This window comes from Arthrobacter arabinosi, assembly GCF_054511115.1.
The window spans coordinates 528,000-547,907 of record NZ_JBTNDF010000002.1 but is presented as its reverse complement, the minus strand read 5'-3'; the positions used below and the strand labels follow the sequence as shown (position 1 = coordinate 547,907).

At 59.6% G+C, this 19,908-nt stretch carries 14 protein-coding genes and 1 pseudogene; 3 read left to right on the top strand and 12 right to left on the bottom strand.

What is annotated here, in order from left to right; translation table 11 throughout:
• Nucleotides 1-70: 70 nt before the first annotated feature.
• From ACX80P_RS06685 to ACX80P_RS06670, 4 genes are all read right to left on the bottom strand, one after another.
• On the bottom strand, nt 71-2,035 hold the full coding sequence (locus tag ACX80P_RS06685) for a type I restriction-modification system subunit M (protein ID WP_459277278.1): 1,965 nt from the start codon (nt 2,033-2,035) through the stop codon (nt 71-73).
• 150 nt (nt 2,036-2,185) lie between these two features.
• The gene (locus ACX80P_RS06680; RefSeq protein ID WP_459277277.1) at nt 2,186-4,315 is read right to left on the bottom strand and encodes an N-6 DNA methylase; all 2,130 of its coding nucleotides are present in this window, start codon (nt 4,313-4,315) and stop codon (nt 2,186-2,188) included.
• Nucleotides 4,312-4,905, bottom strand: a complete 594-nt coding sequence (locus ACX80P_RS06675; RefSeq protein ID WP_459277276.1) for an NYN domain-containing protein — start codon at nt 4,903-4,905, stop codon at nt 4,312-4,314. Before ACX80P_RS06675 ends, ACX80P_RS06680 begins: the two co-directional genes overlap by 4 nt.
• A 128-nt stretch (nt 4,906-5,033) precedes the next feature.
• On the bottom strand, nt 5,034-6,215 hold the full coding sequence (locus ACX80P_RS06670; protein WP_459277515.1) for an IS30 family transposase: 1,182 nt from the start codon (nt 6,213-6,215) through the stop codon (nt 5,034-5,036).
• An 841-nt stretch (nt 6,216-7,056) separates the two neighbouring features.
• Between ACX80P_RS06670 and ACX80P_RS06665 the strand changes: the two genes are divergently transcribed.
• The gene (locus ACX80P_RS06665; RefSeq protein ID WP_459277275.1) at nt 7,057-8,280 is read left to right on the top strand and encodes a helix-turn-helix domain-containing protein; all 1,224 of its coding nucleotides are present in this window, start codon (nt 7,057-7,059) and stop codon (nt 8,278-8,280) included.
• A 131-nt stretch (nt 8,281-8,411) separates the two neighbouring features.
• On the opposite strand, the gene ACX80P_RS06660 is transcribed toward ACX80P_RS06665, so the two are convergent.
• The 4 genes and pseudogenes from ACX80P_RS06660 to ACX80P_RS06645 all read right to left on the bottom strand — a co-directional run.
• Nucleotides 8,412-9,275, bottom strand: a complete 864-nt coding sequence (locus ACX80P_RS06660; RefSeq protein ID WP_459277274.1) for a hypothetical protein — start codon at nt 9,273-9,275, stop codon at nt 8,412-8,414.
• Between the two features lie 361 nt (nt 9,276-9,636).
• Nucleotides 9,637-10,380, bottom strand: coding sequence for a hypothetical protein (locus ACX80P_RS06655; RefSeq protein ID WP_459277273.1), 744 nt, complete (start codon nt 10,378-10,380; stop codon nt 9,637-9,639).
• The gene (locus ACX80P_RS06650; RefSeq protein ID WP_459277514.1) at nt 10,373-10,630 is read right to left on the bottom strand and encodes a helix-turn-helix domain-containing protein; all 258 of its coding nucleotides are present in this window, start codon (nt 10,628-10,630) and stop codon (nt 10,373-10,375) included. Before ACX80P_RS06650 ends, ACX80P_RS06655 begins: the two co-directional genes overlap by 8 nt.
• Nucleotides 10,628-10,997: pseudogene (locus tag ACX80P_RS06645) on the bottom strand (recombinase family protein); the annotation flags it as partial. The pseudogene ACX80P_RS06645 and the gene ACX80P_RS06650, both read right to left, overlap by 3 nt.
• A 409-nt stretch (nt 10,998-11,406) precedes the next feature.
• On the opposite strand from ACX80P_RS06645, the gene ACX80P_RS06640 reads away from it, so the two are divergent.
• Nucleotides 11,407-11,802, top strand: coding sequence for a hypothetical protein (locus ACX80P_RS06640; RefSeq protein WP_459277272.1), 396 nt, complete (start codon nt 11,407-11,409; stop codon nt 11,800-11,802).
• Nucleotides 11,803-11,870: 68 nt separating this feature from the next.
• Here ACX80P_RS06640 and ACX80P_RS06635 read toward each other — a convergent pair whose 3' ends face one another.
• The 4 genes from ACX80P_RS06635 to ACX80P_RS06620 form a co-directional block, all read right to left on the bottom strand.
• Nucleotides 11,871-12,320 (bottom strand): hypothetical protein, encoded by a 450-nt coding sequence (locus tag ACX80P_RS06635; RefSeq protein WP_459277271.1) that lies wholly within the window; start codon nt 12,318-12,320, stop codon nt 11,871-11,873.
• A gap of 267 nt (nt 12,321-12,587) precedes the next feature.
• A complete protein-coding gene (locus ACX80P_RS06630) occupies nt 12,588-13,352 on the bottom strand; it encodes a hypothetical protein (RefSeq protein WP_459277270.1) in 765 nt (254 codons plus the stop codon).
• 247 nt (nt 13,353-13,599) lie between these two features.
• Nucleotides 13,600-14,808: a YDG/SRA domain-containing protein gene (locus tag ACX80P_RS06625; protein WP_525929886.1), complete on the bottom strand. Its 1,209-nt coding sequence runs from the start codon at nt 14,806-14,808 to the stop codon at nt 13,600-13,602.
• A gap of 57 nt (nt 14,809-14,865) precedes the next feature.
• Nucleotides 14,866-16,764 carry an OLD family protein gene (locus ACX80P_RS06620; protein WP_459277268.1) on the bottom strand — a complete coding sequence of 633 codons (1,899 nt, stop codon included), beginning with the start codon at nt 16,762-16,764 and terminating at the stop codon, nt 14,866-14,868.
• Nucleotides 16,765-17,367: 603 nt separating this feature from the next.
• Here ACX80P_RS06620 and ACX80P_RS06615 point away from each other — a divergent pair.
• A complete protein-coding gene (locus ACX80P_RS06615; RefSeq protein ID WP_459277267.1) occupies nt 17,368-19,197 on the top strand; it encodes a hybrid sensor histidine kinase/response regulator transcription factor in 1,830 nt (609 codons plus the stop codon).
• Nucleotides 19,198-19,908 lie beyond the last annotated feature (711 nt).

The window sequence follows — 19,908 nt, the reverse complement described above, 5'->3', positions numbered from 1 at the left end:
CGAAGTGGCGCTACCGACCACCCCTCAGGAAGCTGTACCTGCCACGGAGGTCCTGCTGGAACCTTCTGATTCATGCTTTCACCTCGGCGAAAAGTGCTTCGATCTTGGCGATCGAGGCCTGGACGTCGGCATCGATTTCGGCCAAGGGCCGGGGCGGCTCATAGGTATAAAACAACCGGGTAAAGGGGACTTCGTAACCGATGGTGCCGTGCGGGTTTGCCACCCAAGCGTCGGGTGCCCAAGGCAGCACTTCCCGCGCCATGTAGGCCTCGAGGTCCTCATCCAAAGGTATCGATTCAGTGTGACTCAGCTTCGGGTCCGATAGGGGCTTGCCTTTGCGGTCGTTGACCAAGTCGCCGGCGGGGTCGGACACGGCGAAGGATTTCGTTATGGCGTTGCTAACAGGGGTCGACAAGGTTACGCCCACGGATCGTTCGGAGGCCTGGAGCGAAAGCTTGAAGGCGTTCTCATTGGTGTAAACCGTTTCCGGCGGGAGCCGCTCCAAGATGGAACAAACGTTGCCCCTCTCGTCATCTTGAAGCTTCGCGATCGGCTTGGCTGCCATGGCGGCGGCGATGTTCTCCGGGGTGGCTTGGAAAATCTTCCGGAGGGGACGTTCGATGGTGATGGTCCGATAACCGAAGTCATCGTTAGCGAAGACCTTGGAAACAACTGGGTCTGCTTCGTCGTACTCCCCGTAGAGGCGAGTGATGGTCTTGATGTCTTCTTCGGAAAGCATGCGTCGCTTTGAGCCGAGCGCCTTGCGCATCTTCACCCACATGCCGCTCGCGTCGATCAATTGAACGCGACCCTTTCGCTCCGGTTCCTTTTTGGTTGTCAGAACCCAGACATAAGTAGCGATGCCGGTGTTGTAAAACATGTCGGTAGGCAGGCCGACAATCGCCTCGACCATGTCGGACTTGATAAGCCAGCGGCGGATCTCTGATGGAGCGGATCCAGCGCCGCCGGTGAACAACGGGGAGCCATTCAGAACGATGGCACCGCGGCCACCGCCCTCTTCGGCTGAGCGCAGCTTGTGTACCAAATGTTGAAGAAACAGCATGGCGCCGTCCGAGACGGGCGGTAGACCTGCTGCGAACCGGGAGTCGTCGCCGTCCCGCTCCTTCTCGGCACGTACAGCGGCCTCGTTCTGCTTCCAATCGACACCAAACGGAGGGTTGGACAGAGCATAGGAGAACGTGCGGCCCTCCAGCAGGTCGTTGGTCAGGGTGTTGCCGTGTTTGATGTTGGAAACGTCTTGGCCTTTGATCAGCATGTCGGCTTTGGCAATTGCGTACGTGCGGCCGTTGATCTCCTGACCAGCGAGTACCAGCCGGGCGTCCGGGTTGTGTTTGTGCACCCATTCGTCGGCTACGGAGAGCATTCCGCCGGTGCCGCAGGTTGGGTCGTAGACTTGGCGGAGATTGCGCGGGTTCGATAGGTCCTCTGAATCCGGGGTCAACAGCAGGTTGACCATTAGTTGAATGACCTCTCTGGGGGTGAAGAACTCGCCCGCCTCCTCCTTGGAGGATTCCATGAACCGGCGGATCAAATCCTCGAACAACTGCCCCATTTCGAAGTTTGAGACGGTGTCCGGGTGGACGTCCACCTGGGAGAACCGGTCTATAACCACGCCGAGAAGCTCATGCTTGGCGAGCTTGTCAATGACTTCTTGGAACCGGAACATATCGGGGTCGGTAAAGATTTCCCGCGTGTCTTCGTCGAACCCCTCAACATAATTCTCGAGGTTATCCGCCAGGTTGTTGGGGTCACCAAGGTCGGTAAGCGTGTATTGGGAAGTGTTGTAGAACTTTTGGCCTGAGGCACGTGTCAAGATCCGGTCCCGTAGCAGATCGGGCTGTCCTTGCGTTGAGGGCAGGACCGCTAGCACCTTGTCTTTGGTGGGGGCTAGGACTGCGTCCAGACGGGCAAGTACGGTGAACGGCAGGATCACAGTTCCATACTCATTGGGTTTGAATGGGCCGCGGAGTAGGTCGGCGATTCCCCAGACGAAGTTGGCGTCGGGCTTGGTCATTTGGTTTCCCCTCGGATGGCGGCTTGCTGCACTGAATACTTAATCATGGGTTGCCTCTGCGGAACGGCTGTTCTGCCGCCAGCCGTTGGTTCCAGGGCGCGCCGTTGCGGAGCTTCGGTTGAAAGCGCGCCCAGATATCGTGTCTGCGGATTAGATTTTGGTGACATGAACGGCTCCGGCGGCGACTGCTTCCGCCAAGATATTGCGTGTTGCTTGCGCCCTGGCTGCTAGTGTCTTCGCCGTTTCGGTTAGCGCGCGGGTTTCGGTTAGCAGTGCTACGAGGGCATCCTGCTCGGCGCGTGGAAGAAGCGGAACTGGCAGGTCAGTAATCTTGACCCGTCGCTGAGAAACACCTTGGGAGTGAGAGTTCAGGTTGTGCTCGGTGGAGATGATCTCGGCAAGATAGCCCGGGATCAGGTTCTCGTCGAGCACACGAAGCAACTGGTATGTGGGGGCGTGAAGAATTTTGCCGCCCTCCTCGTCCACGCGTGATGCCAGACCACCGAGGGTCTGCACCAAGACGTCCCCGGGTTTGGTGAATACCGGCTGTTCGACAAGTGCAGTGTCGACGAAGCTTTCGACTGGCCCCGACCGGCGTATCCAGTTTCCGGTGACCACGGGGGTGCCTTCGGTATTAGATAGGTCTGATTCGGGGACGCGGTACTTGGGGCGAAGCTGCTCGATACGGCCGTCTTTTATCAGCTGACCCACCGTCGTTTGAGCGACAGGTGCTGTGCGGGTTTTGATCTCGACACTGGTCTGCAGTTGCAGATCAGATAGCGCACGGGTGGCTTGGCTTAGTGCTGCGAGCTGATCGCGCACGTTGGTGGCCTCTGGTGCCTCCGCAGGTGATTTCATCCACCGGTGTGGTGTGAGGTCGCCTCCAGCAACCAGAATGTCCTTTACGCTTATCGCGGTCGCAGGCATACTTGCGGGCACTGTTTGCTCCCGCCGCCAGGCCTGAAGTGCTTCAGCGATTGCAGGAATATCGACCGTAACCGTTGTCCGATCCAGTCGATCGCCGTGGTCTGTTTGGTCGATGAGCAGTACCCGTTCAGGATCAGCGGCCTCGCCCGGTCGGGCCAGGATCCAAAGGGTCAGTGGAATCGAGGTAGCGATTGCCATGCCTGCGGGAAGGGCTACGATTGCTTCGACGCTACCGGATTTGAGCATGTTCTGGCGGATTTGAGCTTCTTCTCCGCCGCGGAAGAGGCTGCCGGTGGGCAGGTAGCAGGCACAGCGTCCGCCGGGGCCCAGGTGCCAGATACCAATTTGGGGCCAGGCAAGATCCAGTACTCGCTTCGGAGCGCCAAAAATGAACCGTTGGTCCCAGGTCAGGTCTCGTGCGGGGTTACGTAGGCCGTATGGCGGGTTCATCACCACGACTTGTGCGTGGCCTTCGGCAAACGCGTCGTTGGATAGGGTGTCGCCCAGGTACACGTCGAAGTTGTCCACGCCGGAGAGCAGGGCGCGCTGCAGTGCCATGGAGCGGCTGGACCCATTAATTTCCTGACCGGTCACGTGAACGCGGTGGGTGCCTTCTTTTGCAGCGGTTAGCAGCAGTCTTCCAGTGCCGGCCACTGGGTCATGGACAGGGCCAGGGATATCAGCCATAGCGTGGGCTGCTAGTTCGACCAAATCTTTGCTGGTTGCGAACTCTCCGGCTGATTTGCCCGTGGCTTCGGTCACACGGTCATAAAAGGCTTCGAAAGTCTCGCCGAAGGCGTCGGGTCCGATCATGCCGAGGGCATCCAGTACCGGGTAGAGGGATTCCCTCAGGTCACGCGGATTGCGTACCACAGTGCTGTCCTTGAGGGAGTCGAAGAGGCCCCGCTTGTCTGTCTCACGCTCGAAGTACTCCATGCCGCGCTGAATTTCTTCCAACGGACTGTTGGTCGTCCAGTTGCGCCAGGACTGCCAACGGAACTCCGCAGGCAGGTCCCTGCAGAAACCAGGGGAGGCTGGATCGGATACGTAACGCCACGCGATGAGGGAAGTCACTACGCTGACGCCGCCACGGTAGTCGAGCCCATGGTCTCGCCAAGCATTCATTGCAGCCCATAGGGCCCGGTATGCGTCGTCGCCGGCAATCTTTTTGCCGTTCGCTTTCATCCAGGCACGGACTTCGTCCGCTCTGTAGCGGGGACTGTTGGGTGTACCTATACCTGGCACGGGCTTGGGGAAGTCCTCAGCGCTGGCCCATTTGGTGGCCGCGGGACGGCTCACACCGCCGAGCTCAGCGATTTGTGCCTTATTCAGGCTCAAGCCGGTGGTAATCATGCGGTCTCCTGAACGGTGCGAAGTGTGGTGGTGATGCTGGTGGGGAATGGCGAACCCAAAGGGACCAAATCGGGGCCGGCCGCCAAACGCATGCGCTTGGACAGGCCGACATTGGGGGCGATGACGGTAACCGGGCAGCCAGCAGACTTGATTGCGGCAACGGTGTTCGCGAAGGCGTGGTCACCCGAGGCGATGACGACGTGATCGTAATGACTAGCGACCCAGGTTGGGTCATTCAAATCCTCAAGCAGTGCTTGATCAGCTCCATCCTTGCCGGAGCGGATCTTGCGGCATGCGGGACCCTTCCAGGTGAAGCACACTACTGCGGCGTTGTTCTGGTTGGAGGCGATAACGGTGTGGTCGCCGGCCATGAAGGTGACGGCGGCGTTGATGCGAATTTGTACTTTACCGACCTGAGGTGCAGTGAGCGCGGTGCCGCTACCAACCATGTTTTCGATGTCAATGACGAACAGGGTTCGCCCGGGAGTCTGCTGCCGCAAAGCCTGTCGGCCCGCGTCCTTACTTGTGAGTTGTTCGGTGGTTTCTGGGGCCGGTGTCCTCCTAGAGGAGGTTGCTGGGTTAGTGTTCATACCCAGAACGTTACAGCACCAAGGCCCGGGCTGTCAAGGTTAACATTGTTAACCAATCTAAAACGGTGCCGCAGACGAGAACCACACCGACGAGGAGCGTCTCGCCAAAGGATGGCGACCTCAACCGGTCAATGCACCACCTGGGATTTTGAGGGTATCGCGGACTGGCTGGAGGTGAGGTGGGTTTGGTAGAGGTCGTTGGAACTGGCCCATTTCAGAACCTGCCGGGGACGGTCGTTGATGAGGTTCGCGATGTCATCGAGGTCTTTGGCTGTGAACCGTCGAAGGTCGGAGCCTTTTGTGAGGTACTGGCGGAGCATCCTGTTCGTGTTCTCGTTCGTCCCGCGCTGCCAGGGGCTTCCCGGGGCGCAGAAGTAGACATTCATGCTCAGGTCCGTGGAGAGCTGCTGGTGCTCTGCCATTTCCCGACCACGGTCCCAGGTCAGCGACCGGCGCAACGGCTCGGGAATTGCCTTGAACGCATTGGTCAAGGCGACACGAACGGCCTCCGCCTTGTATCCGTCGGGAAGATGGACGACTTTGACGGCCCGGGTCGTGCGCTCGACCAGCGTCGCCACCGCGGACGGTCTCTTTCCCATGACGAGGTCGCCTTCCCAGTGGCCGACCTCGACACGGTCCTCGATCGATGCCGGCCGGGCGGTGATGGGCACCATGTTCTTCAACCGGCCTCGGCCCAACGATTGCTTGGCCTTCCGTGGCCGGCGGATGGTGCTCCCTGAGCGCAGATGCTGGGACATGCCCCGGTCGAGTTCACGGCGGTAGACGTAGTAGATCGACCGGTAGATCCCTTCGTGGGACAGGCGCATCGCCGAGTCCTCGGGATAGGTCAGTTTCAGCCAGGCGGCGATTTGCTGAGGTGACCACCCCAGGATGAGCTTCGCCTTCACGACCTGCAGCAGCGCCGGTTGTTGCTTGAGCCGGGTCGGCTTGGGCCGCTTCATTCGAGAGTGAGCCGCCTGCTCAGCAGCCGTTGCCCGGTAAGCGGCTCGTCCGCCGTTTCGCGCGAGCTCTCTCGAAATGCTCGAGTGAGACCTCCCCAGGGCCACGGAGATACGGCGCAGCGACAACCCTGTTGCAACACCGCGAGAGATTTCCTCACGCTCCTGATGAGTCAGGTGCCGGCAGTTCCGCCGAGGAACGCTCGGCTTGATGCCGCCGTAGCCCCGAAGAAAGTACTGGACCACGTGCGCCGGCTGCCCCACCCGGTCACCGACCTGACGGAACGACTCGCCGTCCCGCCACCCCTCCCAAATAGTCTGCTGCTGCTCCGTCGTGAACTCCACACGCACCTCCACCACTCATCCTGCCAAGGAGTGGTGCACTGACCGGTTGAGACCGCCATCCTTTGACCGGACCGCCGGCAGACCCTGACGCCGGATCGGCAAGCTTCAGCATCGGCGGGGAAGTGCGTAGCCGCGTCGCGTCCCAGCAACGTGTCTCACGCGGCGCATTCTCACTGGGAGGGAAAAGGACCTTTGAAGAGTGCAGGGGGGTCGAGTTCAACAGTCTAGGTATGTTGCGGACGGCACACTGAACCAGAACGCCGACCTGCAGTGCAACCAGCTCGCTGGGCGCACCAAGGCGAGCATGGCTGTGATTGCTGAATATGGGCGGTAGTACTGATACCGAAAGGTCACCGCCGATCACGCGAAGGTAGACGGGCCCTGGGGTTGAGGGCAAGAGAGGGCGCATCGGCGGGCATCGGAAAAGTCATTGGTGCGAGCTGGGGACGGTGCGCCGCTATCTGAGGATGCGAGCACCACCCGGACGCACTCGGACGGGTTTCGGTTGAGGGCTAATTGTGACGTCGATTTCCTTCGTAGCATGCTGAGGTGAAACTTAGTGTCACTAAGTCCTAGACCTCAGACACTTAGTGACCTAGATTAAGTCGGTCTAGACAGTAAAGTTAACTGAAAGGCTCAATGCCATGCCTCGTCTCGATCTCACCAGCTTGACCCTCACTGCTGCACAGAACATCCAGACCGCGAATGACGTCCGTCGCGACCCCGCTGTCGTCAAAGCAGCCAAACAGTTCGCGAAAGACGGCATCCAAGCCGGCCGCTCGGGGCAGGCCCTGCTTCGCGAGGCTCGGTCATCTTGGGATCGACACAGCCACTGGCGAGAAAACCGATGAGCGGCTTCAGCGCGGAGGCTATGGGTCTCGTGATTCGCAAGCACCGCCAGGCTCAAGCACCTCCAATGACTCAAGATGAGTTGGCAAAGCGCGCTGAGTACGGCAAAGGCGGTGCCGTCTCAATTTCCCGGACTGAAAGCGGGCTAGTAAGTCCCGGTGAGCACCGTCTGATCGCCGTAGCCCTCGCACTGCACTTGACGCCTGAGCAACTTCGCCAGGAGGCAAAAGATCTGACCATTTCTCTCGCTGATCAGCGAGGACAGCGGCCGGAAAAGCTGCGTGAACAGGTGGCGGAAACAAGAGAACGCCACGCCAAAATCAATGACAACGTAGCCGAGCGGTCCAGAATGACCCAAGAGCTAGGGGAAGCATTCAATAAGGTTCACGACGACGCGCGCGACAAGTTCTTCATGACGTTCGTCAAGCTGGCCGAGAGCATCAATGGGGCACCCGGACCCGAAAAGCCAAATGACCAGGAGGTCGAGAGCAGGCGCGAGATACCTGCCGCAATCCATATCGGAGCCATGTCGGCGGGGATCGCCAATGCAATCCGTGGTGCAGCGGCCGGTGGCGCGGTCGGGGCAGCTGCCGGCGGCGCTGCAGCCTATGGTGCTTTCACTGCCGTCGCAATGTTCGGAACCGCTTCCACTGGAACAGCCATTTCAACCCTCTCCGGAGTGGCTGCGAGCAATGCAACCCTCGCATTCCTTGGCGGGGGGACCCTGGCCGCCGGCGGCGCCGGTATGGCCGGGGGAGCTCTTCTACTCACAGGCATGGTCGCAGCCCCGTTGGCCGCGATGGCCGCCGCCGGCTTCTACGTCCTAAAGCAGCGTCGCAGCAAACAGGAGGAGGAGCGGCTGCGCACTGAGATCGAAGCTGCTGAGAAAGCTCTAGACCAGTCACAGCAAGGGTTCAACGTGATGATCGACGTGCTGGAACGTGCCGCAGAAATCATGGAATACGTCAGCATCCATGGTACCCACGCCCTCGAGAAGTGGAGATCGAATTTGCCCCCGGAGCCACGAGACTGGGCAACACTGGGGCATGAAGGTCAGGAACGGTACAAGGAGTTCCTAACCACGGCGGGATGCCTCCTCGCCGTGAGCAGCATTAACATCAGTGCTCTCTTGACAGCAGATCCCGAACCTCTTCGCGAGATGGAGAAAGCTATCGACGAGACGCTGGGATACGCCAGTCGGACGATCCGGTCACTCATCTGAGAGACGACGCGGAGCTAGCCATGTCTCGCCTCACAACCGGGTACATGGCATTGCTAGGCAGGATTCTTAGGACAGAATTTTGTTGCTTCGGGTTCGATAATCAGTGACTCTAGATCGACCCATCCAGATCCTTACTGTGGTTCCTCTGCTCCAGGCAGGACGCCGGACCACGTCGAGCCCCCCGAGTTGGGAAGCACTGCGTTCTTCATGGCGGAATCCCCAGTGACACCGCCGGATTCGTAGTAGGACTTGAGGTCAGGCACGTTGGGGTTGAACGGCGTATAAAGCCCTGGGGCGAGAGCAACAACTTGACCGTCAACGAGTCGGCCTTCAAGAGAGTTCGCCACTCGCCAGTCGAGTGAGGCAACATTCACGATGAGCGGGTAGCCGGGATAGGCGGCGCTGACCTCGTCTGCCTTAGAGGTCGTAGGCGTTGGAACAGCCTGACTTCCCGACCCAGTGTCGTATGGTCCACAAACGGTCAGTAGTTCGGTGGCTGCTGCTTTCCACGCAGTCATGTCCATGTCCGAGGACGCTTGCGTCCCGTCAGCCAACCCGATGATGTCATCCATAGGGGCCAAGAGTTCCGACAGGAGGGGCACCATCTCACCCGAGGCATGCTCAGCGATTCCCGATACTTCCTCTTTCAGAAGGCGGGCGCTGTCGAGTACGGCAGCCCCGTCACTCTCCTCGCTGAGTTCTGTTACCAGGGAGATGGCTCCAAAGAGTGGGCCGTCAGAATCAGTGCCGAGAAGCTGCGTACACGTCGTCTCTTCCGAAACTTGGAACGCCGCTTTGGCGGGCTCCGTGGTAGCCGAAGACTTCGGCGTCTGAGGAAGAGCGCTGGAAGACGGGCTTTCTGATGATTCAGGTGCGGCTTGAGGTGCGCCGCAGCCAGTGACAAGAATCAAAACGAGCGCAGGGATCGCGACGTACTTTTTCAAGGTTCCCCTAAAGGCAATGGATGGTGCTATCCAAGCGCTGGGACCGTCCATCACTCCGCCCAGGGTCTCTTTGGACAGCCGGGTTCATCGATCTCGTGTCGTTGCGTACTGAATAGTGGTTGTAAGCAAGATGGTAACGGTCACGACCGCTAATTCCAGTACTAGATCCCCTTCTTGCCATTAGAGCTGGCTGCACATCAGCAGGCTTCGTGAAATCGGGCAGTTCGTTTTCGACGATCGGCCACTATGCAGTGTCGCTGCGCCAACCCGGGTGCGCGCTGGCCAAGGAACTGCTCACCGAAGCCCAGCCAGTCAAAAAGGGCTTAGGGAGGGGAGTGGGTGCGGGTCAGGCAAGATCGCGTTCGCCGCCAGAACGTACCAGTAGCGGGTGGTAGCCCACATGAACCGTCGCTCATTTGGTAGGGCTGTCAGTGCCGCCTGGATCTTGCTCTATGCGCATGTAACTGGTGAAACGGGGAATCCGGGACCTTTTGCGGGAACCGTGGAAGGCGCCGTCGGTTGAAAAAGTGACCTCAGGTCCTTGCCACTGACGAACCGAAGCTGGTGCTTGGGCTTGGACCCAGGTGCGAAGGCGCTCAGTCACGGGCTGCATGGCTGCGTCGACGATCGTTTTCATTGTCGTCAGGAGGTCGGCGAACCGTACGGCGATCGCTGCTGGCATCGGGTGGATGACGCTCATGCCCCATACCTGGATAACTTGATCGGTCTCGCCCAGAAAAGCGACGGGCAGGGGCATGACCAGGTCGGACTGGGAGTGCGCGACGGTCGTGTTCCGGTACTTCCGAATCGTGTCGTGCGTTGCGACGAGCTCGGCCGGTATGCCAGGGAACTCAAGCATCTGGTCGAGGCGGGTGCGGACGTTGGAATGGATGAAGGGGCGGATGTAGGCCGTGACCGCGTGGGACGTCAGCGGCTCCCACACCTCGGAGCCCTCTCCACTGTCCAGCGCTTTGCCCAACGAGTGCGCAGCCTCCGATAGGTCGTTGGCATGACTCGTGAGCGCTACCAGGAGTCGGGTGTCGGGGGAGTCGGGGAGAACAACGAGCTGCGACCGAGCGGTGCTCGAGCCGTCACTCCCTTCGTCGGCCTGGCTATCTCCAACATTGGCATGGGGCACCTGCTTGGATTCACGCACGAGTCTGTCCCTGGTGGGTGGTGACCCATTGCTGGGCGTCGAGGTTCGCGATGCGCCGGTAGAGGGTGGCACGGGACATGCCGAGATCGCGGGCGACGTGGGAGGCGGGTTGTCCCTGTTCAATGAGCCGGCGGGCGTTGGCGATCTGGCTGTCGGAGAAGATGGGCAGTCGGCCGCCGAGATCCAGGCCTGCGTTCCGGCGCTTGATATTGGAGTCGTTGACGCGTTCGCGCTTGATCTCGAGTTCCATCTGGGCCAGGGCCGCCATGACGGTGAAGACCATGGACCCCATTGGGGTACCCGTGTCGACGTTTCCCCCGCCGAGGTTCAGCACCCGGAGATTTACCCTCTGCGCTCGGAGCTCGTCGGCCAGGGCGAGCATGTTCGACGTCGAGCGACCGAGCCGGTCGAGGGTCGTGACGATCAGCGTGTACTGCCTTGAGTGTCTTATCGAACTGAGGGCGTCGGGCGTGAGCGCCACTCACGCCGTGATCGACATAGAGGTCATCACGCCGAACGCCGGCGGCAAGCAGATCAACGATTTGCCGATCGGTGACCTGCGCCCGCGTCGACACCCTCGCGTACCCGATCAACTTGCCCACGCCACTCCTCAACATCGCATGCACCGTCAAAACTGTCTTGCAACCGATGCATCTGTCACAATTTCCCGCCCCTGCTTATGAGACAGGGTATCAAGACATAGGAGGAGTAGTAATGGCGGGAGATAAGCTGTGTCTTGTCCCACTGTCTTGCAACCCATGGGTTGCAAGACTTTTTGGGGTGCGAGGCGACATGGGCAGGACAGCTGGCAGGACTATTTACTGTACATATTTCGAGTGGTGGGGTTATCTAGTGGGACAGTAACCAGGAAAGACGATGGGAAAGGTTTGGTCGAGTGGCAATCGAATGGATTTTGCTTCCGGTACCGGAAGAGGATCATGCGGAGTTAAAGCAACTGGTTGCGCACCGACAGCTGCAGCGAGGCGAGGAGCCCTCCCCATCGATGGAGGAGCTAAGCGAGGAAAATTGGCCGTCGATATGGTGCAGCGCGCCGCCTTCGACAAGCATGAGGCCTGGCCCGTTCCTGCGCTGAAGCGTCTGTCCGAAGGGTCGACGCTTACAGCGCAACGGTGGGCCGCCGTCATGGACTTCTGTGCACGGAACCCGGAAGCGATCTTTTCGACCAAGGAGGTGTCAGCGAAGACGGGTATCCCGGTCAGTGCCTGGCGCGACGCATGCCGAAAAATCAGAGCTCACCTCAGGAAGCACTACCCAGAAGTGCCCAAGTGGGAACACGAACCCATCGCCGGGGCGCCCATGTGGCCGCTGGTGGCCATCCCAGGTCGTTATTTGAAGGTGTCCGATCAGCTGTACGTTGGCATCTCCGCAGAACAGGCAAAACTTTGGATCAGTATCCGCTGATCACTACCAACACGACAACAGCCCGCGACACCGAACCGCACTGCAGGACAAGGCATGGGGTGCCTCCCTCAGCCCCGATCTCGACGGGACTTGACGATTTCGAGCGCTCTTTCCCAGCTCGGCCGCGCTGGCTTGTGGTTGGCCCCGGGAGGCGCCAACGCGTACGCCTCTACGTGTTCAGGTTCGACATTCAAACGCCTAACATAATCACGTGCCTTGCCCCCGAAGGCGACGACTGTCGCGTTCGGGAGCATCGCCAGTTGAGCCCGAAGGTAGCGCTGAGCGCATCTGTGGTCCTTCTGGCCGCCGATCTCGTTATCGATTGAACACAGGCGGCCCTCGGTGAGCCACACGTGCCGAAGCTGCTCATCGAATGTGAGATCGGGGTACAGCTGATCCATGAACCAGCGGACATTGCGATGGAACAGATCCGTTCCCGCCGCGAAGGACTGATGAGCATGACGGATCCCATGCTCAAGCAGCGTATCCGGACCGTCCTGAGGGTCATAGACCTCCATGGGATGAGGATGCCCCGGTTCCGCGAAGACCATCACGACCTCTACGTCCTCGAGCGCACCCGTTGCGCCCAGGAAACCGCGCGGTATGTGTCCCGATTCCGGGGACCACCGTGCCTCCCGGCAGTTGCCGAAATTGCTGCAGGGAAGGTACGCCTGACGTAACAACGCTGATAGTTCGTCGTCCGGACGCATCTAAGAACCCCCATACCTGAAGACAGACAGTGTAGTCACAGCCCGGAATATCGGCACCAATGCCGGACGAAGGACTTACTCGGCACCATCGGGGCGCGCACCGCTGAACCAGCGAAGGCAAACTGAGCAGAATATCGAAGAGTCGGGGGCTTCGATGAGCCTGACCGGCCAGCCATGGTCGAATACGCGTTGCAGTTCGGAGTGATAAAGCTTGTCGTAGTCTTTCTTGCAAAAGTACTCGCCAGCCCACAGATAAATTTCGTGAATGGGATATTTCTGTTCCGTCAGGTGGCTCAGCCCTTCGATGATGCGTTCTATATGAGCGTCGCTGCCGTCATTCGTTTGCACAATGCTAAATTTCATCGTTCCGCCTGACTGAATTGATGAGCGCCTCAAAAGGACCGGATTCTGCCCGAAGGAAGTCTCCAAGGCAGCGCTTTCCACAATTCCGACAAGAACGTCGGGCTCTCCGCGAGAAACCGACCAGCCCGACGTTGCCTCCCTGTACCGACTGGCGGCAAACATGTTAAAGACCTCAAGTCCACTGAGTGGGAAATCGCGGTCGGTCAGCGCTACAGGAATCCTCCAGGAGCCGAACCGTGAACGAGCATTGAGATGAATCACAACTAGGCTAAGCCCACCAAGATCGAAAATGAGCGACGGTATTTCATCAATCTCGAAGTACGTTCCAGGTTTTCTTTTTTGCTCCGCCGATATCCATGCGGACATAACGGTGGAGTAAGCCGGTGCGTTGATACTGTAGTGATTAAGAGTTGTGCTGTTCCAGGCGTTCCGCCTGGCGGTGAGCAGGTGGATATCAGATCGGCGAATGAAGGCCACGGGCGTGTCCAACAAATGTAGATCCCGAGAGAGGGACACGGGCTTGATCAACATGCCTAGCCCCGTACGCAATCTCGTGCCGAGGCCGGTCCCGCTGAACCAGCCTCGGGCGGCACTCTGAGTCGGATCAAAGGGCGCTCAGCGTCATAGCGGCGACTGGCGTGCTCCACGGGCTGCAGCTCTCCTAGTTCGGCAAGCCGCTGGTGGGCCTGCTTACTGCTTCGAACAGTGCCGCGCTTAGGGGGCATTATCGATCCTTTTGTTCGTCGCGAATTCGGGTGTGATTCGACTTCCCCCTAGAAATCTCAAACTGGTATGCCAGATGGTCGAAGTTCAGCTGATGTTCAGCGGTGATAGTGAGTTTCCCGGCAGGTTCACCAAGCTTCAACACGGTGCGGTCGGGTAGCACGGTTAGTGCGTGGCCGTCGAATAGTGCGTGGCAGTTCGGGCATAAACACAGGATGTTTTCGAGGGTGTCAGGGCCGTTGTGTGGGATGCCGAGGGGTCGGATGTGAGCGCCTTCGGAGTATGGTCCTGCTGCTGTTATCAGGCGAGTTCGGCAGATTTGGCAGGTGTTGTCGTACAGCCGTTTGACGGATGCTGCGACCTCGTAGTTTCGCACGATGCGGTTGACACTTGAGGTGCGGCGTTGTGTTGGAAGGTCCTCGCCGCGGGTCAGGGCTGCGGTAACTTCTCCGGGGATAAGGCTCTCGCCAGCTAGGGCTCGGAGTTGGTAGATCAGAATTTTGTACCCGTCTCGTGTGCCCCAGCTCCAGCCGGAAACGGTAAACAGGCCTAAATATAGGTAGTCGGTGTCCGGTCTTTTGCCGGTGAGCACGGATTCTTTGACGAGAACTCGGACCGGGCGTCCGAGCTTGTAGTTCTCGACGAGTCCAAGGTTCCCTTTTTCCAGTTGTTGATCAGCGATGTGCCGGCCGGTGTTCGCGTCCCTGCCGCCGAACCCTGTGTAGGTGATCAGGTCACCTTGAACCCTGTCGTCTGAATACCCATCCGACAGGCAGATGGACTGGGTTCCTTGCGCTTGCCCGGCGATGCCAGCCTGGGTGGTTCGGTGGACGCCAGCATCGTAGGCTTCCCGACGGTCCTTGAAGACTGTCCCAGCCGGGCAGTCCGGAACCTCCCCATAGTAGATACCTGTCGTTGAGGGACTCGGCACCTCGATGAGTTCGTAGCCGAACCGCCTTAACGCCCGCCTCGTCTCGCCGCCTCCGGAAAATTCAGCCACCGCCAGCGGGCCCCGGTCTGGGTACTGGTATCCGTAGGCGACCGACAGCAACGGCTTCGAATCAATCCGCAGACCATCAACCTCCGCGAAGTACCTGGAGGACGGACGGTGCCCGTACTTCGCAAGGAACGCATCCCTTCCCATCGCGCGAAACTCTTCGGCAGCCTGAGCGACAGCCGACGTGAGGGTGAGCTCGGACAGTGACCTCATAAGTAGCCCCCAAACCTAAGTGATGAGTAATTGATTAGAAGGATAAAGGAATACAATCTAGGTCCCTACCGATCGTTCCAGGTCGTCGATGGGGCCGTGGAGCCCTATTTCTTGAATCATCAGGGATAACGCTGTAAATTCACTTTGCCCCGTCAGATCGGTTCCCTGAGCTGCTTCACATACGGTCTCGCGGGAAAAGTTCGCTCCGCGCATGTGTTTCAACCACGACTTGAAGTTCTCCTTCGAAAATCCATTTCTTCGGGCGTGTTCATACTCCTTCGATAAATCGTCCCATGTCGTGTTCTCCAGCTTGAAAGCTGCAGGAGAAAGGTAACAAAGAATATCCCTTTTCGACAACCCGAAGGGCTTGATCCTATGAATCAGATTGGTATCGATTGCGCGTTCTCCGAGTTCTTGAAGCCAAACAACTTCCCCACCGGAGCCTAATTTGCTGAGTTGCGCGAGCGTTGACCTTGCGGCCTTCCGCTGACCAACTGCATATTGTTGAGTTGCCTGCTCCCAGATTCTCAGAGCATCAGGGCCCCTAACATTGTCGAGTACGAACACGACCGAGGCCGCCGAGGCATCGAACAGTATCCTGGCATCGGCGATGGAGCGGGCGTGGGTTGCTCCGTTAATCGGTATGAGTCGTCCACCAGCGTCCTGGATCTCCTTACCCAGGGCCGCCTTAAGCACTATCTCGTCGTGCGCTCCTTCAACGAGCACAAAAACCCGCGTTAGTTGAAGGAGGTCACCAGGTGTAAGCCCCAGCTCTTCAGCCGAACCCGCGACCAAAGCACTTGACCCTAGGTCAACCGGACGAATCATTGTCGGGAAGCCACGCAACCGAGTTACGTGCTGAAGCCTCACTCCATGGCGCACATCTAAGAATGATGGGGCATGTGATGCAGCAAGGATCATCAGATTCGGCGATCGTCCGCATAATTTACTGAGCATGCGGGGCAACTCCTGCTCACGTGCACGATGCAACCCTCGTTCAGGCTCATCAATCAGGAATACCTGGGGCCGGGTCGTATCGAGACCTGATGTCGCCCATTGGAGAGCAGCAAGAGCCCAACGGAGTTCGGCTCCCGACAAGCGGCCAAGCCCCAGCTCTGCACCGCTAGATGATGCATACCACTCGGGAATCTCTCCTACAAACCATTCATGGGGCGACTTCAGCTCAAGTCTTAGCTCAAAGTAATGAGGTCCCGTAACCTCTAGAAACTCGTTGGCCTCGTTTTCAAGCTTCGACACAGCTGCCAGAAACTGAGGGTTCAGTTGAGTATTTTCGGCGTCCGCGATATCAATCAAGTCCCCAAACTCGTCCGCTAGAAAAACGAGTTGGTTATTTGTCGTATCGCGAATCGACTCGATGGTCCCGTTGTCGGAAATCACGTGCACCGGCAGGGCTGTTATATTGCCGATGGGCGAAACGGGCAAAGGGAAGTTGCTGGGCCACCCGGTAATGAAATCCCGTTCCAATCCTCCCGTTTCCGCCGAGATGGTCGTCCAAGGGGTTTCTCCGAACGCTGCGACAGGACTTGCCTCCCCCTGGAGAGCATCAAAGTTGAACTCTGTGCCCATCGCCCCGGAGAGGATGTCTGTGATCTGGTGCCGGTGTCGTTGGAGGCTATTGCTGAGAGCTTCCAGTTGATCACCTTCTAGCGCGATACTAAGGTATGAGCGCCAGGCGGGCCGACTTGGGGAACCAATCGGAACGAGGCAGAAGAAGATTGCTTTTTGCTGAGACAGTGGTGGGTCACTCCAGATCCACTCAGAATCCAGCTCCTTGCGTAGTAGGTGGTTCAGCATCCATTGCCAGCGTTCGAACCGTGTCGCGCCGACCGGAGCACTTGAGTCCTCTTTCTGGTTGAAGAACGACTGCTCAATCGATTCTTCGAACCTAGATACGTCGAATCCAGTGAAGGGCTCGGAGAGAGAGGTCAGCTGCACGTGGAGGCAAGACCGACTGGACGAAGGACCACCGGCGTGATTGGGCCCGATGCCTCTGAGAACAGCTTCAGCCTCCTGGAGAATGGTAGTTTTTCCGGTCCCGTTGAGTCCGTACAGGGCTGACAGACCCTCGTCAAAGTCGAGGTGAACAGCGTTGAGAGGGTTTGGTCCGAAAAGACTGATTCCAAGAAGACTAAAACCTTGTCCAGTCAGGGGCATACGAATCTCCGATTAGTGTGAGGCGTAGATGAATCTGCTTCGCCTCAGCTTAGGGTTTGTGAGCTCGTATACCAGTACGCGACGCTGCCACAGCACTATTTATTCCGCTTCGGCGAACGAGCGACGGCCCGGTCGTTCCGATGGTGGCGGTCCTATCAACTCAACGCGCCGTGGGGAATACTAGGCCTGGATCATCTGGTGTCTCCCTCATTGCTACGTCTTGCGGATGCCGTTAGAGAGTTGCCCTGCTCCGCCAACCAGTCCAGTAATTTCCTTCGAGCGGCGGTGCGACGTCCGCTTCGAGGGTGGTCATTCCGTGGCGTGAAGCTATCCTGAAGGCCCGTGCGCAGCGTCGCGCCGGGTTGCAGGAGACAGGTGCCGTACATGCCGCAGGTTCCCACGCCCAGCAACACCCAGAACGAGCAGAACCCTCCGCCCTCCCAGCTCGATCGCATCACGGAACTCGCCGGTGACCTCGCCGGACAGTTCGAACTGGTGCCGCTCCTCGAACGCGTCCTCGGGCACGCCGCCGCCCTCCTCGGGTGCGAGAGCGGCTCCATCTCGATCGTCCACGAAACCGAGGGCTACTACCGCAAGGAAGTGGACCAGGGCGTCGGCTGCCGCGAGGGCCAGACCTTCCCGCTGACCGAAGGCCTGACCGGGCAGATAGTCAAGACCCGCGGCACGGTCATTCTCAACCGCTACGCGTCCGTACCCTCGGGCCACATCGACCCGGCGGACCCACGGTGGGGGAGCGCCGTCATCGGCGTCCCCATCACATGGGCCGGCACTATCATCGGCACCTTTGCCATCTTCAGTGACGGTCCCGGCCGGGTCTTCAGCCCCGGCGACGCATCCCTCATGGAACTCTTCGCGAACCACGCCGCCATTGCCATCATGAACTCCCGGCTCCATCAGGCCGCCGCTGCAAAGGAACGGGAAGCTGCCGTCGCGAGCGAACGTGAGCGCGCCGTACAGGAGGTTCACGAGACCATCGGCCGGTCCCTCGGCGTACTCCTGCTGCACCTTGACCGCGCAGATAAGGCGACACCGGGGGGATCGCCCTCCACCCAGCACATCGACTCCGCCCGGGTGCTCGCCCACGAGGCGCTCTTCGAAACCCGCCGCACCGTGCTGGGACTTGGGCCCTCCAGCCTGGCCAACCGCACGCTCGAGGAAGCGGTCCGCCAGGAACTCGACCGGGTGAGCTCGAACGATCCGATGGACGTGACGCTCCTCGTGACCGGCAATCCCCACGAGCTGGTGCCTGTCGTCGCCCATCAGCTCTTCATGATCATCCAGGAGGCCGTGGCCAACGCGGTGGCACATGCCTGCGCCACGGCGTGCCGGGTGGGTATCTTCTACGGCACCACCGGCATCACGGCCGTCGTCGAGGACAACGGCCGCGGGTTCGAGGGCCAGGAGAGCACGGACCTGAAGGGCAGCAGGCTCGGCCTGCACGGCATGGCCGCCCGGGCCCACTACCTCCGGGGCGAACTTCATGTGGAGTCGACGCTGGGCTGGGGGACGAGCATCCGGGCACAGGTGCCGTACTCCTCGAACGGCGACACTTTCCGCGAACGGTGGAAGGTCCTCGTCGCCTGCACCCAACCGCTTCTCCGCGCAGGGCTCGTCCGGCTGCTCGAGACGTCCGAGCCGTCTGTGCAGGTCCTCGGCGAGTTCGGGACGCTCGAGGACCTCACCGAGTCGGTGTCCCTCCTGCAGCCGGACATGATCGTCCTCGACGAGCACCTGCTGTCCCGGTATGCCGAAGCCCGGGTGGCGGATACGGACACCGTCGAGCGGCCGGTGGTCGCCGTCGTCGACCATTTCGCGGACGAACTCCTGGCAGCCGCCGCGTCGTCTGGAGTGCGGGGCTTCCTCTCACCCTCTTCCGCGCCGGCCGAGGTGGCGCGCGTCGTCGTCGCCGCCGCCCGCGGCGACGCCCTGCTGGACGGGGCGATGTTCACGCGGCTCACGGAGAGTCGCGCGGCGGATACAGGTGAGGCGATATCACTGACGGCCCGCGAACTCGAGGTGCGGAACCTCCTGGCCGAGGGGCTGGCGGACAAACAGATCGCCACGCGGCTCGCCATCTCGGTGAAGACCGTCGAGAAGCACGTGAGTGCCATGCTGCGGAAGACCGGGGCACGTAACCGCACCATGCTGGTGGGTCTGCAGCACCAGGGTCAGGCAATCGCGAACTCCAGATAGGCGGCGGCGCCCGTCCTCAGCCTATGTACGGAAGCACCACCCCAGTGGGTTGTTGCCCTCGTGGACGGGAACGACAGAGAGCAAGTACCTAACACAACGAGCTCCTCTGCGTTGGTAGGTCAGAAACTGTCTTAGAACCGACTGCTCTGTCATGATTCCGCGCCCAAGGGCGATCCCTGGCTAGCCCAGATACTACTCCCACAAGTTCGAGCAGGACGGGTGAAGTACCCGCATGAGGCGAAAACTCGCGGATTTTATGGTGCTGAATCATATGAATCCAGAACGCATCTACAGCCAATCTGACGTACAGACCCCGACCACGAGCACTTCTTAGACGAAATATGGCGAGACAAGTTCCCAAGACATGAAGAGGCCTGAAATCTCGGGAGAGTATTTGGCATGGGCTGGGCCGTTGCAAGTGCCTTGTAATGCTTTAGATCTTTCGAACAGTGAGCGGGAGGCTTGTTTGGGGGAAATCCGCGTTCAGCGAGGCGACGGAGTCCAATAACTCCCGTCGAAGACGAGCCCAACGGTTCTTGAAGTTTGTGGCCAAATTCGACTCCTGGCGAAAGGGTCCGCACGCCCAACAAGCGGAGCATAGAGGGCTTGTGCCGTGCATCGTGTTCGCAGGAGGAACACCCGATGACAACTAATGACCGGACATGTCGGCGCCGAGTGCAGGCAGTTCCAGTCTTGGCACGGGCCCCACAT

What these genes read in the sequence shown, in the direction of transcription:
- ACX80P_RS06685 (WP_459277278.1), bottom strand. Translation starts at nt 2,035, where the DNA reads ATGACCAAGCCCGACGCCAACTTCGTCTGGGGAATCGCCGACCTACTC.
- ACX80P_RS06680 (WP_459277277.1), bottom strand. Translation starts at nt 4,315, where the DNA reads ATGATTACCACCGGCTTGAGCCTGAATAAGGCACAAATCGCTGAGCTC.
- ACX80P_RS06675 (WP_459277276.1), bottom strand. Translation starts at nt 4,905, where the DNA reads ATGAACACTAACCCAGCAACCTCCTCTAGGAGGACACCGGCCCCAGAA.
- ACX80P_RS06665 (WP_459277275.1), top strand. Translation starts at nt 7,057, where the DNA reads ATGAGCGGCTTCAGCGCGGAGGCTATGGGTCTCGTGATTCGCAAGCAC.
- ACX80P_RS06660 (WP_459277274.1), bottom strand. Translation starts at nt 9,275, where the DNA reads ATGGACGGTCCCAGCGCTTGGATAGCACCATCCATTGCCTTTAGGGGA.
- ACX80P_RS06650 (WP_459277514.1), bottom strand. Translation starts at nt 10,630, where the DNA reads ATGGAACTCGAGATCAAGCGCGAACGCGTCAACGACTCCAATATCAAG.
- ACX80P_RS06635 (WP_459277271.1), bottom strand. Translation starts at nt 12,320, where the DNA reads ATGGAGGTCTATGACCCTCAGGACGGTCCGGATACGCTGCTTGAGCAT.
- ACX80P_RS06625 (WP_525929886.1), bottom strand. Translation starts at nt 14,808, where the DNA reads ATGAGGTCACTGTCCGAGCTCACCCTCACGTCGGCTGTCGCTCAGGCT.
- ACX80P_RS06615 (WP_459277267.1), top strand. Translation starts at nt 17,368, where the DNA reads ATGCCGCAGGTTCCCACGCCCAGCAACACCCAGAACGAGCAGAACCCT.